The organism is Acinetobacter sp. EKM10A (assembly GCF_011075215.1).
Lineage (GTDB): Bacteria > Pseudomonadota > Gammaproteobacteria > Pseudomonadales > Moraxellaceae > Acinetobacter > Acinetobacter baumannii.
In genome coordinates this window covers 11,985-26,763 of the sequence record NZ_JAALLK010000015.1, presented here as the reverse complement: position 1 = coordinate 26,763, position 14,779 = coordinate 11,985, and the positions used below count along the sequence as shown (strand labels likewise).

12 protein-coding genes are annotated in these 14,779 nt (G+C 39.4%); 4 read left to right on the top strand and 8 right to left on the bottom strand.

The features are described from left to right. Positions 1 to 644 precede the first annotated feature (644 nt). Complete coding sequence (locus G9371_RS15630) at positions 645 to 1,961, top strand: OprD family outer membrane porin (RefSeq protein ID WP_000910009.1); 1,317 nt, start codon at positions 645 to 647, stop codon at positions 1,959 to 1,961. Between the two features lie 106 nt (positions 1,962 to 2,067). Here G9371_RS15630 and ppa read toward each other — a convergent pair whose 3' ends face one another. Together ppa and G9371_RS15620 are read right to left on the bottom strand one after the other, a co-directional pair. Further along, positions 2,068 to 2,595, bottom strand: a complete 528-nt coding sequence (gene ppa, locus G9371_RS15625) for an inorganic diphosphatase (RefSeq protein WP_000122443.1) — start codon at positions 2,593 to 2,595, stop codon at positions 2,068 to 2,070. Positions 2,596 to 2,722: 127 nt separating this feature from the next. Then, entirely contained in the window at positions 2,723 to 3,121 is a 399-nt protein-coding gene (locus G9371_RS15620; protein ID WP_000546045.1) for an MAPEG family protein, read from the bottom strand. A 106-nt stretch (positions 3,122 to 3,227) separates the two neighbouring features. Between G9371_RS15620 and G9371_RS15615 the strand changes: the two genes are divergently transcribed. Continuing rightward, positions 3,228 to 3,611: a hypothetical protein gene (locus G9371_RS15615; protein ID WP_001187004.1), complete on the top strand. Its 384-nt coding sequence runs from the start codon at positions 3,228 to 3,230 to the stop codon at positions 3,609 to 3,611. 39 nt (positions 3,612 to 3,650) lie between these two features. On the opposite strand, the gene G9371_RS15610 is transcribed toward G9371_RS15615, so the two are convergent. From G9371_RS15610 to G9371_RS15585, 6 genes are all read right to left on the bottom strand, one after another. Further along, on the bottom strand, positions 3,651 to 5,330 hold the full coding sequence (locus tag G9371_RS15610; protein ID WP_000411995.1) for a long-chain-fatty-acid--CoA ligase: 1,680 nt from the start codon (positions 5,328 to 5,330) through the stop codon (positions 3,651 to 3,653). A gap of 297 nt (positions 5,331 to 5,627) precedes the next feature. Beyond that, positions 5,628 to 7,847, bottom strand: a complete 2,220-nt coding sequence (gene parC, locus G9371_RS15605; RefSeq protein ID WP_029424465.1) for a DNA topoisomerase IV subunit A — start codon at positions 7,845 to 7,847, stop codon at positions 5,628 to 5,630. Positions 7,848 to 8,000: 153 nt separating this feature from the next. Next, the gene (locus G9371_RS15600; protein ID WP_000366687.1) at positions 8,001 to 9,320 is read right to left on the bottom strand and encodes an MFS transporter; all 1,320 of its coding nucleotides are present in this window, start codon (positions 9,318 to 9,320) and stop codon (positions 8,001 to 8,003) included. Between the two features lie 82 nt (positions 9,321 to 9,402). Beyond that, positions 9,403 to 10,047, bottom strand: a complete 645-nt coding sequence (locus G9371_RS15595) for a trimeric intracellular cation channel family protein (protein ID WP_000927792.1) — start codon at positions 10,045 to 10,047, stop codon at positions 9,403 to 9,405. 45 nt (positions 10,048 to 10,092) lie between these two features. Then, the gene (locus G9371_RS15590) at positions 10,093 to 10,560 is read right to left on the bottom strand and encodes a YchJ family protein (RefSeq protein ID WP_029424466.1); all 468 of its coding nucleotides are present in this window, start codon (positions 10,558 to 10,560) and stop codon (positions 10,093 to 10,095) included. A gap of 71 nt (positions 10,561 to 10,631) precedes the next feature. Beyond that, entirely contained in the window at positions 10,632 to 12,224 is a 1,593-nt protein-coding gene (locus G9371_RS15585; RefSeq protein WP_000575778.1) for a TerC family protein, read from the bottom strand. A 326-nt stretch (positions 12,225 to 12,550) separates the two neighbouring features. Here G9371_RS15585 and G9371_RS15580 point away from each other — a divergent pair, with 326 nt between their 5' ends. Together G9371_RS15580 and mdtD are read left to right on the top strand one after the other, a co-directional pair. Further along, on the top strand, positions 12,551 to 13,174 hold the full coding sequence (locus tag G9371_RS15580) for a TIGR00730 family Rossman fold protein (RefSeq protein ID WP_001089658.1): 624 nt from the start codon (positions 12,551 to 12,553) through the stop codon (positions 13,172 to 13,174). A 197-nt stretch (positions 13,175 to 13,371) separates the two neighbouring features. Further along, complete coding sequence (gene mdtD, locus G9371_RS15575) at positions 13,372 to 14,763, top strand: multidrug transporter subunit MdtD (RefSeq protein WP_029424467.1); 1,392 nt, start codon at positions 13,372 to 13,374, stop codon at positions 14,761 to 14,763. Positions 14,764 to 14,779 lie beyond the last annotated feature (16 nt).

Here is a 14,779-nt window from a genome sequence, read left to right as displayed (position 1 = left end):
AGGGCGTAAAGTCTCTATTTCATTTCTATATAAAGAGATAAAAACTCCATAAATTTATTAGTACAGAGCCTCTTTATTTAACCCTTATTTTTATTTATGAACCATTTTGGGCTTTTTCCGCACGAAAATATAAATGAAAAATAAATTGCACAAATTTCATGCAAATTATCGCACTAAATTTGATCGATAGAGTCTAGGGGTTTTCTGGCGTTGCTTTCGTCTCTGTTTTAAACAATTTTTTGATATAAAAATGTTATAAAGTAACAATATAGAGTGAGATTACTAAAAATTGCTCAAGGAAATTGCTTAAGAAGAGATTAAAAAGTAAACATATCAAACAAAAAAGAGTAAAAATTGAACACAAAAATCAAGTATTTTTAAAATTTTCACATAAGAAAAAATGGTAAAATTCAACTAAAAAATAAATTACTTTTTCCATTTTAAACAATAAATTAACTATAAAAATTTAAAAATAAATTCAGTTAAACTCCCCTACCACATTAATCAAATCCTGCATAGCATATATAAAATAAAATGAACAAAAATATATCTTTTTTATAGATTACTTATACAATTGATGGAAATCCTAGGCCCTGAACAATAACAAGGCACAGGATTTATCGTTTTTATGAGGTTCTTTAAATATGCTAAAAGCACAAAAACTTACATTAGCAGTTCTCATTTCTGCGGCAATAATTTCCTCAGCTCAGGCAAGCGAGCAAAGTGAGGCAAAAGGATTTGTTGAAGATGCGAACGGTTCTATTCTCTTCCGTACAGGTTATCTAACTCGTGACAAAAAACAGGGCGCGAAAGATACTAGCTCAGTTGCTCAATCAGCAATTGTAAGTATCGAATCTGGCTTTACTCCTGGTATCGTTGGTTTCGGTGTAGGCGTTGTTGGTGACGGATCATTTAAAATTGGCGAAAACAAAAACGCTGGAAACCAAATGATTCCAAAACACAACGATGGTTCAGCTTACGACCACTGGGCTCGTGGTGGTGGCAGCGTTAAGGCACGTTTCTCGAATACAACAGTACGTTACGGTACTCAAGTACTCGACTTACCAGTCCTTGCAAGTAATACAGGACGTATGGTTCCTGAATACTTCACAGGTACTTTATTAACTAGCCATGAAATCAAGAACCTTGAGGTTGTTGCTGGTAAATTTACTAAAGACCAAATGTCTGACCAAATCAATACCGATGCGGATGCTTCTGGCAGAGGTCTTGACCGTGCAATTGTGTGGGGTGCTAAATATAAGTTTAATGATAACTTAAATGCATCTTATTATGGCTTAGACAGCAAAAATGCTCTTGAACGCCATTATGCTAATGTTAACTTTAAACAACCTTTAGCAAATGACAGTTCATTAACTTATGATTTTAGTGGATACCATACTAAGTTTGATGCAAATGCACACACTTATTCAGCAACTGGAACTGTAGCACCAAATTATGCTGCGGATGGTATAGCTGGCGAAGAAAAGACCAATAATATTTGGGCTATTTCAGGTACTTATGCGACTGGTCCACATAGTGTGATGTTAGCATATCAACAAAACACTGGTAATGTTGGTTACGACTATGGCCAAAATGCTGATGGTTTCCAAAGTATTTATTTGCCAAACTCTTATATGTCTGATTTCATCGGTAACCACGAGAAATCTGCTCAAATTCAATACAATGTTGATTTTGGCAAGTTAGGCGTATTACCTGGTTTAAACTGGACCACTGCATTTGTATATGGTTGGGACATCAAGGTTAGAAATGTAACTGATGATGCTCAAGAACGCGAATTCTTTAACCAAGTGAAATACACAGTTCAAAGTGGTTTTGCTAAAGATGCAAGCCTTCGTATTCGTAACTCTTACTACCGTGCAAGTGATGCTTACCAAGGCGCTTACATCGGTGATACCAATGAATGGCGTATTTTCTTAGATATTCCTGTGAAATTATTCTAATTCACAGATTTATCAAGCATAAAAAAACCTACCTCTGGTCACACAGGTAGGTTTTTTATTAAGCCCAGAATATCAATTGCGACGCTCTAGGCTTAAAAATTAGAGCTTATTTTTTAGCAGCTTCGATTGCTTTCAATACTTCCGCTTTAGCAACGTCAGCACCTTCCCAACCGCTGATTTTCACCCATTTGCCTGGTTCTAAATCTTTATAGTGGCTGAAGAAATGCTCAACTTGGCTAATCAACAATGGAGGAAGATCTGTATATTCCTGAACATCTTTATAAAGCGGAGATAATTTTTCGTGTGGAACAGCGATTAATTTCGCGTCGATACCACCGTCATCTTCCATGTTTAATTTGCCCACTGGGCGGCAACGGATTACAGAACCGGCAGCAACAGGATGTGGAGTTACAACAAGTACGTCTAATGGGTCACCATCTTCAGACAAAGTATTTGGTACATAACCGTAGTTTGCTGGATAGAACATTGCTGTACCCATGAAACGGTCTACAAACAATGCATCAGAATCTTTGTCAATTTCATATTTAATTGGCGCTGCATTTGCAGGAATTTCAATGATGACATAGATGTCATTTGGTGCATCTTTACCTGCTGGGATATTGCTGTAACTCATATCAATACTCTTTCGTTATGAAGTCAGATGTAAAATCCACTCGATTATAACGTGGATATCATCAAAATGATGCCGATTATACAATGCGCGCACGCGAAAGTTGATATGAATGGTGACAGAATGACACTCAAGTCAACTTAATTGTCACGATCAACAAGAATATTGGGCATAACAATGATAAAAACCAGACGATAGAGCGTAAAGTAGCCCAATTACTTAAGTAACAAATGCCATAAATCACACGTAAAATAATATAGGCCCAGCCCAATCTTAAAATAAAGTATTCAGGAACCACCATATATTCAGCCATCAAAATAGCTGTTAAAAATAAAGGTAAACTTTCAAAACTGTTTTGTTGTACTGCATTTGCCCGAGCAGCGATACCCTTTGTATTAGCAAGAAAGTCTCTTGGGTTCTGATTATCGACGGGCTGAAAACCACCGGTAAATTTTGCAATCACGGTAAATGCGTATGGCAGCAAACATGCCACTAAAATAATATAGATAATGCTGCTGATGCCGTGCATAGTGCCATCCATCACTGAAAATACTGTTGATCATGCTATCATAACTCATCGTTTTTACCTGAAATTTTATGCAACCGCATGTCATCACTGATTTATAGGGCTATGTATGCAACAACCTGATCAAAAAGAATTGTTCGAGGTCTTAGAAAAGCAAAAGAAGAACCAGCTTCAGGTAGATCGTATATTCAAAATTGTATTACCGATCGTCGCTTTTTTACTGAGTGTAATTTGTGCGAATTTTAATTGGCAATCTACACTGGGTACCTTCGTGATCTTAACAGTGACCTTTATTGCTGTGGGTGTCCAAAGACTTCCTTTGTGGCACTGGCTCATTGTGATTACCATATATTGTCTTGTAGATAATTATCTCAGTTATGGTCAACTTGATGTAACTCACTTACGTCTACAACTCGGTACCATGTTAGTTTTTGTTGGTATGGTCGGAATTGGTCGTCCTTATGTAGATCGTTGGTTTATGAAAAACCATTAAACTAAAAAAAGCGCCTTACGGCGCTTTTTTTATTCATCATTACGCAGGTTTACGCAAATCTTTACGTAAAATTTTGCCTACATTTGATTTTGGTAATTCATCCATAAACTCAACATAACGAGGGCGTTTATAGCCTGTTAAGTTTTCTTTAGCAAAGTTCAAAACTTCTTCTGTGGTTAAGCTTGGATCTTTTTTCACAATAAAGAGTTTTGGCACTTCACCTGATTTTTCATCTGGAACACCAATTGCAGCAACTTCCAATACTTTTGGATGTTTAGCAATCACTTCTTCAATTTCACTTGGGTAAACGTTAAAGCCAGAAACCAAAATCATATCTTTTTTACGGTCTACAATTTTGACGTATCCACGGCTGTCCATTACACCAATGTCACCGGTACGGAAGAAACCATCTGCTGTCATGACTTTAGCAGTCTCATCTGGACGGTTCCAATAGCCTTTCATGACTTGAGGACCACGAATTGAGATTTCCCCTTGTTCACCCAAAGGTACTTCTTTTCCGTCATCATCTAAAATTGCAACCTCAGTTAACGGTAATGGAATACCAATGGTGCCACTAAATTCAGTAGATGCAGGTGGATTCGCAGTTGCAACTGGTGAAGTTTCTGATAAGCCATAACCTTCAATAATGGTTGTACCAGTAATTTTCTTCCAAGCTTCTGCTGTAGATGGCAGCACTGCCATACCACCGCCCATAGCCATTTTTAAGTTGCTATGGTCAAGTTGCTTGAACTCTTCATTATTCACCAAGGCATTAAATAATGTATTTACTGCAGGGAAGAAAGAAGGTTGATATTTACGTAATTCCTTAATCACAGCCGGTAAGTCACGCGGGTTCGGAATTAAGATATTTGCCTGCCCTTTGTACATACCGTACATCGCACAAACCATGAACGCAAAAATATGGTAAAGCGGTAATGCACAAACAATACGATCGCCTTTAGCACCATCGTTTGCACCGAATTTGCTTTGGAAAATACCATCACACTGTAAAAGGTTGGCAACCAAATTGCGGTGAGTCAGCTCAGCACCTTTTGAAACACCCGTTGTACCACCGGTATATTGAAGCACGGCAGTATCACTTAAAGTTAAAGTCGGACGTTTATAATTGCTTGGATTTTCTTTATTTAATGCACTGTTAAATTTAACATGCCCAGGAATATTCCAAGTTGGAATTTGTTTACGGACTTTACGTAAAACAAAGTTCACCAAAGTACCTTTCAGTGTTCCTAGCATATCTCCGACAGAAGCAACAACCACATGCTTCACTGGAGTTTTACCCAAAATGCTTTGGTAAACACTTGCAAAGTTCTCGATAATAACGAGCACTTCTGCACCTGAGTCATTTAACTGATGCTCAAGTTCACGCGCAGTATATAGTGGGTTAACATTCACTAAAACCAAGCCTGCACGTAAGACTGCCAATGCCACTACAGGATACTGCAGCACGTTTGGCATCATTACTGCCACACGCGTACCTTTTGCTAACCCCAAATTTTGCAAATAGGTCGCGAACTTACGGCTTGCAAGCTCCAACTCGTTAAATGACATGGCTTTATCCATAAAGATAAAGGCATCACGAGAACCAAATTTTTGGAAATTACGCTCAAAAATATCAACAAGTGAGGTATTTTCTGCAGGCAATGCTACTGTTTCTGGAATCCCTGTCTTTTGGTATTCTGCAAACCAAATCTTTTCCATAATGCCATTATCTCCGATTCGTAATCCTTAGTAATAACTGTTATTCAATGCCCCAGCTATTCTTTAGCTTCTTGGTGCCAGAACATATTTAAAACTTATTGGCATATTCATGACACTTTCGAACAAGATTATGAGACAGAAGTTTTGACAATTTAAGCCTGCCAAATTTTTTGCATGGAGTACAAATTAAGTACTCCAAATTGCTGCCCTTTTAATCATTATTCAATACCAACAAGTTCAGTTCATTGCTTGAACATGTTGCCATATATAGCGTATTTATGTTGCCAGACGCTAGCTTTATCTCTGAATCAACAGTTTATTTGCTTTTTGATATCCACGTGGTAAGAGCTGACCTTTCGAAGCACGTTTACCCATGTATTTTTGTAGATCATCACCTTTTAATTTGAGATGTTGTTGACCTGCAACCACCTGAATTATTTCATCTAAGTTCAGGGTTGTCATGGATAAAATTTGCTCTTTGCCTTCAAGTTGTATCAACTTATTACCTTTACCTTTATTTAAATTTGGTAGTTCTGCCAAATCTAAAATTAACAAACGCCCTGCTGAGCTCAATACAGCCAAATGCGTCATGTTTTGGGCAGAAATGAGTGGTAAAGCCTTTGCCTTATCCGGAACCGTCAAGAATGTCTTACCGGCTTTCGCATTGGTATCTAATTGTTTGGTTTGCGTTTTAAAACCATAACCTGCCGAACTTGCAGCAATCAATTCAGACTCATCATCATCTAAATAAACCTGAATAAACGATACGCCACTTGCTGGTGATAATTTAGAACTTAATGGATCCCCCAAGCTTCTCGCTGAAGGTAAGTTACTAATTGGCAAGGCATAGCTGCGCCCTGTTTCATCAAGGAAGTAAACTCGCTGATTGGTTTTCCCGACAGCATGACTTAAATATTGGTCCCCAGCACGGTAGTTCAGATTTTCGGCATCCACATCCGCACCTTTTGCCGCACGAACCCAGCCTGCTTCAGACAAAACGACTGTTACCGTTTCAGCTGGCATTAAATCCTGTTCTTTAATTTGAACCGCTTCAGCACGTGCAACAATTGGAGAACGGCGCTCATCACCGAACTTTTTCGCATCTTCTTTTAATTCACTGATAATCAGGTTTTTTAAAGATTCAGGATTTTCGAGTTGTTCACGAATAATGGCAGCTTTCGCGGAAAGCTCATCTTGTTCATGACGAATTTCCATCTCTTCAAGCTTGGCCAAATGACGTAATTTAAGCTCTAAAATCGCTTCGGCCTGTATCTCATCAATATTGAAGTGTTCCATCAAGACTGGCTTAGGCTGGTCTTCTTCACGAATAATACGAATGACTGTATCAATATCGAGATAAGCAATTAAAAGACCTGCCAAAATATGCAGGCGCTTTTCAATACGGTTTAAATGGTACTGTAAACGACGAGTTACCGTTTTTTTACGGATCTCGATCCATTCAAGCAAAATACGACGAATTGATTTCACCTGAGGACGGCCATCTTCGCCAATCATGTTTAAATTGACACGATAGCTTGATTCTAAATCAGTGGTCGCAAATAAGTGGCTCATCACTGCTTCCGCATCAATACGGTTAGAGCGCAGTACAATCACGAGTCGTGTCGGGTTTTCATGATCCGATTCATCACGCACGTCGACAACTAATGGTAGCTTTTTAGCCTGCATCTGGTCAGCAATTTGAGTAATTACCTTAGAACCAGAGACTTGATATGGCAGCTCAGTAATTACGATTTCATTTTTCTCAATGGTATATACCGCTCGCATACGGTAACTACCACGACCAGTGGTCTGGATTTTGAGTAATTCTTCAGGCGGGGTAATAATTTCAGCTTTGGTTGGTAAATCCGGAGCTGGAATATATTCAGCTAATTTTTCGTCCGAGGTTTGCGGATTACGGATTAAAGCAATTGTGCCTTTTACAACTTCACGCAAATTATGTGGCGGGATATCAGTTGCCATCCCGACAGCAATACCTGTCGTACCATTAAGAAGAATATTAGGTACACGTGCAGGTAAAGTGATCGGTTCTTTTAAAGAACCATCAAAGTTATCTTGCCATTCGCTAGTGCCCTGACCTAATTCACTCAGCAATAATTCACTATAAGCCGAGAGTTTAGCTTCGGTATAACGCATCGCAGCAAAAGATTTAGGATCATCTGGTGAACCCCAGTTTCCCTGACCTTCGATTAAAGGATAGCGGTAACTAAATGGCTGAGCCATGAGTACCATGGCTTCATAACATGCCGAGTCACCATGTGGGTGGTATTTACCAAGTACATCACCCACTGTACGCGCTGATTTTTTTGGCTTGCCACTGCTTTTTAAGCCTAGCTCGCTCATGGCATAGACAATACGGCGCTGTACGGGCTTTAAGCCATCACTGATATGCGGCAATGCACGGTCCATAATGACGTACATGGCATAATTCAAGTAAGCCTGTTCAGTAAATTCGGCTACAGAGCGGTTTTCTGTCGCATGATGCGCAAGGCTGGTCATAGTCAGCTTATCTTCCAAATCAGTCGTTATTTTAAGTGTGTATTATGCTAAGTGGGCTATGTTACAGACACAAGGGGGACTCTGTCACCTGAGCGTCAAATTGTGTCTTATCTCTCTATATTTTTAGTTACTTGCTATAAAGTTAGGCAAAAACTATAGCCCAATTGACTCTAGCCTTTTACCTTGAGTCTCTTCACCTAATATCAAAATCACTAAAGCTACGGCAAGTAAAACCACAGTAAACATCATAAAAACGTGATTAAAGCCGTTTTTAGCAACCATCATATGTGTCACGACCATTGGCGCGACAATTCCACCGATACGCCCCATTGCCGATGCCCAGCCTGACCCGAAAGCCCGAATATTGGCCGGATATTGTTCTGGTGTATAGGTATATAACACTCCCCATGCACCCAAATTAAAGAATGACATGAGACAGCCCCAGAACATAATGCTATTTACACTGTCGGCTTGTCCAAAGAAATATGCCGACAAAGCACAAAAACCGATAAATGCGGCAAGTGTAATTTTTCGACCTAAACGCTCGACAAACCAAGCAGCCGCCAAGTAGCCCGGTAACTGCGCCAAAATCATAAGCAATACATATTCAAATGATTTGACAATGTCATAGCCTTGTTTCACCAATAAACTCGGCAACCACGTAAAGATGCCGTAATAGGAATACACAATGCCAAACCAGATTAGCCAGAGCATTAAACTTCTACGAGCAAATTGACCACTCCAGAGCTGTTTAAATGAAACTTTTTGTCGCATCGCCACAGGCACGACTTCAATATGGTGAACAATTTGCACACATGCTTCGGCTTCTAGTTTTTGTACCAGTGCATGCGCTTCTTCAATACGACCACGGTTAATCAAATACGGTATCGACTCAGGGACTTTTTTCCAAATCACTAAAATATAAATAAGTGGAAGTCCACCTATAAGAAAGGCAATATGCCAGCCAAATTTAGGAATAATAAAATAAGAAATGAGCGCAGCAACCAGCCAGCCTAATCCCCAAAAACTTTCAAGCAGAACGATAAATCTTCCACGAACATGAGCAGGCACATACTCACTGACCAGTGTGACTGCTACAGGTAATTGACCACCTAGCCCCAACCCAACAATAAACCGAAAAATTAATAGCCACTTTAGATCAGGGGCAAAAGCACATAACGCAGTCGCAATACTATAAATTGCCATTGTCATCGCAAATACAGTTTTACGGCCAAAACGATCTGCCAAGGCACCAGAACAAACTGCGCCTATAGCCATGCCTACAAAGCCAATACTGACAATCCAGCCACTTTCAACTGGTGTTAATGACCAGTCTTTAACAAGGGTTGTCATAATAAAAGCGATAATGCCAGTATCCATCGCATCAAACATCCAGCCTAAACCCACTACCCATAAAAGCGTGTAGTGAAATTTGCCAATTGGAAGATTTTGTATACGTGAAACCAGATCCATAGGATTAACTCTACTGGAAAGAATAAGTGGACAAGACCATATATAGAATTGTTATATCATGCCCACATGAAATTCTGCATGATTAATGTTCGTCGGTTGAAGAAGCCGACTCCGCATCATCATCTTTATAAATAAATTTAGGCATTTCCAAACCAAAATAAATGGCAATTAAACGAAGCGTAAAACCGAATACTAAGGTTGAAATAACGGTAAGTTCTAAACTCAAACCTAAGTCTAGACAGACCCAATAGCAAATGACTGCAACAAAAGAAATACTCGCATACAGCTCACGGCGGAAGACAAACGGGACGTCGTTACATAAGATGTCACGTAAAATACCACCCGAAACTCCTGTTAAAACGCCTGCTACCGCCGACACAACAAAGCCATGTCCCATCTGTAAGGCAATCTGACAACCAATGATCGTAAACCCAATTAGGCCTAAAGCATCGAGCACCAAAAAGATGTTATGTAAATGACGCATCCATTTAGCAATAACGATGGTAACAAATGCAGCACAACACGTTAAAACTAAATATTCAGGATGTTTTACCCACGTTAAAGGATAGTGTCCAAGTAGTACATCACGTACAGAGCCACCCCCCAAGGCCGTCACACAGGCAATTAGTACAACACCGAACCAGTCCATACTCCGTCGCCCAGCAGACAATGCACCAGTCATGGCTTCGGCAGTAATCGCAATAATATAAATAACGGTGAGTAACATTGCCCTTTCCCTCAGGCCAAACGGTGGGCGTATTTTAAGATAAAGTTATAGGAATTGTGCACAGCATTGCTTAAATTTTTTTCCTGAACCACATATACAAGGCTGTTTCATGGTGACCTGCATATCGACCGTCGGATCAAGGAAAAACCATTGTTGCTGATGAAATACAAAATGTGAAACTTCATGATGAATTTGAGCGCTTTTACCATCATGATAATGGGCCTTGAACTCCACCTGTGCATGGGTTTTATCTAATTTTTCGTTGGCGTTAACCACCTCTAAACCCAACCATTGATTTTGTTTGCTCCATTCCGCAATAGTCTCTTTATCAAGAGCAGTTTGCTGTCCTAAAGCCGTCGTTTGCACAATATAATCAATTTGCTGCAATGCAAATGCACTATAACGTGAACGCATAAGCTGCTCTGCCGTGAGTGCTTTTGCTGTGCCTAAATGTAAAGGTTCACAACATTCTGCATAGCTGCCTTTTCCGCATGGACAAGTTTGTTGGGTCATTTGGTACTTCTCAAATAAAAAATAGCTCAAAGTTGAGCTATTTTATGATGTTTCTAAATCTGACACGCAATTTAATCTTTCGATTCATCCTGTTCGATAGAAACAATATGAACTTTCTCGATTTTATGGCCTTCCATGGTTACAACTTCAAAACGATAACCATCCGCTTCAACAGTTTCACCATTTTCAGGTAAACGGCCTAAATGGAATAACAAATAACCCGATAAAGTAGAATATTGTTCACTTTCATCAACTAAGTCACGACCAAGTAAAAGCGATACATGGCGAATATCGGTTGAACCCTCAAGTATTAACGATCCATCTTCCAAACTTTCTGCTGCTGCATCTAGTTCGTCTTCATCAGGGAACTCACCCGCAATTGCTTCTAAAATATCAATTGGTGTGGCAATACCTTCAATTGAACCATATTCATTTAGAACAATCGCCATTTGTAAAGGAGCCTGACGTAATTGCTCCATCACCATAAGCACTTGAGCATTTTCATGCACAATAACTGGCTCACGTAAGTGCTTTTGAAAATCGATAACGCCTGTTTCAATAAAGCCATTTAAAACTTTATGTGTAAGCGCAATACCTTCAATATTATCAAGTTCACCACGAGCAACAATTAAACGTGAATGTGTCATCGACATTAAACGTTCTTTTAAAACTTCTGGTTCTTCGTCTAAATCAATCCATTCAAGCTCAGGTCTTGGTGTCATCACTGACTTTACTGGACGTTCAGATAAACCAAGTACACCTTGTACAAGCACACTATGGTAAGCGCCATTTTCTTCATCAAAGACTTCATCAGCAAAAGCTTGAGTTGCCAATACATCTTCTTTATCAGCCGTTTGAGCGTCTGAAGTAGAACCGCTATTTTTACTGCCTAACATACGTAAAACCGCAGAAGCTGTGCGATAACGTAAATCTGTAGTAGTCACTAGCTTCTCTTGGTTGCGACGCATGGTTTGGTTGATCATTTCGACTAAAATCGAGAAACCAATCGCAGCATATAAATAACCCTTCGGAATATGGAAACCAAAACCTTCCACCACCAAAGAGAAACCAATCATCATCAAGAAGCCAAGACATAGAATAACCACTGTTGGGTGTTTATTGACAAAGTCCATGAGGGGTCTTGAAGCCCACAGCATAATACCCACAGCAATCACAACAGCAACCATCATGACTGACAGCTCTTTCACCATACCTACAGCAGTAATTACGCTGTCTAATGAGAATACGGCATCAAGTACAACAATCTGAACGATGACCATCCAGAACGCAGCATGAACAGGATTATCTTCTTTATGAAGTTGTTTACCTTCCATCCGCTCATGCAATTCCATGGTGCCTTTAAAGAGCAAGAACACACCACCGAACAATAAAATCAAATCGCGGCCAGAGAATGGATGGCTAAAAATATGGAAAAGTGGTTGGGTGAGTGTCACGACCCAAGCAATTGAAGCTAAGAGGATAAGACGCATTCCCAAAGCGAGTATTAAACCCACTATACGTGCCTTAGTACGTTGTTCTGGTGGCAACTTTTCAGCCAAAATGGCAATAAAGACGAGGTTATCGATCCCTAGTACGATTTCAAGAACAATTAATGTCGCTAGGCCTACCCAAGCAGACGGATCAGACATCCATTCAAAGATCATTGATCCTGCTCCTGTGCTGGGTGGATTTTATCTTTATTGGGCAACGCAAAAGGCATGCCTAGACAAAGGGGGAATAATGTTTTTTTAGGACAAGAAATTAAAACGGAGCGACTACAACCACTACCCATATTTGTTCATATGTTGTTAAACGAATTTTCAGTATAGGCAAGATTTAACATAAATTCATCATTTTTATTTGATCATTATATGTATTCACCAAACCCATACAAAACATGAATCTTTCCTATAAAACTGCTTATAAAGTTGTCATATTTTTTGCTTAGTGTAGACAAGAAATATGAACGTGATAAGGTGAAAATAAAGCAATGAATAGCGTATTAACAATGGCAGTAAATGATTCACCAATAACATCTGTAAAAACAACACAACCTCTTATTGCATTATATTGTGGCTCACGAGCAGGAAATAACCCGATTTATCGCGAAAAGGCAATTGAGTTAGCCAGCGGAATTGCTGAACAAGGTTTTGGTTTGGTCTACGGCGGTGCCAGTATTGGTTTAATGGGACAAGTCGCAGAAAGTGTACTTGCACATGGTGGAGAAGCTGTAGGGGTCATTCCTGAATTTATGCTTGATTATGAAGTGGCGCATGCAGGACTGACCGAGTTGCATGTGGTAGAAACCATGCATGAGCGTAAAGCCATGATGGCAGAGCGCGCGAGTGCTTTTATCGCGCTACCTGGCGGTTTAGGTACATTCGAAGAAATTTTGGAAATTGCGACTTGGGGTCAACTCAATCAGCACCAAAAACCCATGATTTTATATAACGTAAATGGTTTTTATAATGCGTTAATTGCTCAGTTAGACCATGCTGTACAAGAAGGCTTCCTTCCTCTTCAGCATCGAGCTAAATTAATTGTATGTGAAGAAATCGACCAAATTTATAACGTCATTAAAAACTTAAAAATGCCAAAGAGATTTGTTGTTTAAGCTCTCTACCTCAACAAAAAAGCGGATTCTTCCGCTTTTTTTATTTTATCTATTTATACTCATTCACTTGAAAGTCCGGTTATATAGCTGCTCTAAATAATAGAAGTTAAACTTACAAAGCGTTTATTCAACATTGACTTACTTTTTTTAAATTCAATTTGTTTTACACTAGGCGAAAACGTTAATTTTCAAATGTTATGAATGCCACGCCAACCCATCAAGCCTTGCAACCCGAATATCGCCTATTGGTTCTTTTGGTTTCCATTGGCTTTTTTATGCAGGCATTAGATACAACAATTGTAAATACTGCCATTCCTGCAATGGCACACCATTTAAATGAAGATCCATTACGTATGCATAGCGTAGTGGTGGCTTATGTTTTATCTGTAGCTGCCTGTATTCCTTTAAGTGGATGGTTGGCCGACCGCTTTGGTGTTAGAAATACGTTTTTATCAGCAATCATTATTTTCACACTTGCTTCCTTAGGTTGTGGCCTTTCTCAAAGCCTAAATCAGCTTTTATTTTTCCGTGTCATTCAGGGTGTTGGGGGTGCGTTATTACTCCCCGTTGGTCGTTTATCACTTTTAAAAATTATTCCCCGAACTCAATTTTTGGCAGCCATGAGCCTCATGAGTTTGGCAGGTTTACTAGGCCCTTTAGCTGGTCCAACCCTAGGTGGTTGGCTCGTTGAAGTTGCAACGTGGCATTGGATCTTTCTTATTAATATTCCAATGGGAGTATTGGGCATATTAATGACATTAAAGGTCATGCCAAATGTAAAAGAGCCTACCGTTAAAACTTTTGATCTTATTGGATTTGTGCTCTTAGTCGTCGCAATGATTGGCTGGTCTTTGGGTATTGAACATCTTGCCTCACCTGAATATTCCAAATGGTTTAGTATTTCTTTATTAGTGGTCGGGGTAGTCGCAACCCTTTGGTATGCCTACCATTCACATACCCATCAAAATGCATTGTTCCGCAGCCGACTCTTTAGAAACAAAATTTACGCGATTGGTATTTTAGGTAATTTCTTTGCCCGCTTTGGTGGTAATGCCTTACCTTTTGTTTTACCGCTCATGTTACAGGTCGCTTTTGGTTTTGAGCCATTCATTGCGGGATTAATGATGATTCCGTTAGTGTTAGGGTCACTTTTCTCCAAGCCGATTGTTAGACCGATTATTCAGAAAATGGGTTATCGCCGCTTTCTGTTAATTAACACAACCTTAGTGGGTCTATGTATTGCGTCTTTTGCCATTATGACTGTCGACACCCCCACTTGGTTTAGAGCCGTACACTTTTTCTTATTTGGTACATTAAACTCATTACAATTTGTGGGAATGAATACACTTACCTTAAAAGATTTGCCTCAACAAGACGCAAGTAGCGGTAATAGTTTCTTATCAATGATTATGATGCTTTCAATGAGTATTGGTGTTGCACTGGCAGGTACACTCATTAATATATTTACCGATTACTATGGTACAGCACATGTGACAACTGCCTTCCATGTCACCCTCATTTGTTTAGGTTGTATTAATATCATTACCGCACTGATCTTTTGGCAGATTCCCAAAAATACGCCTGTGTAAGCAGTTGCATTTTTAG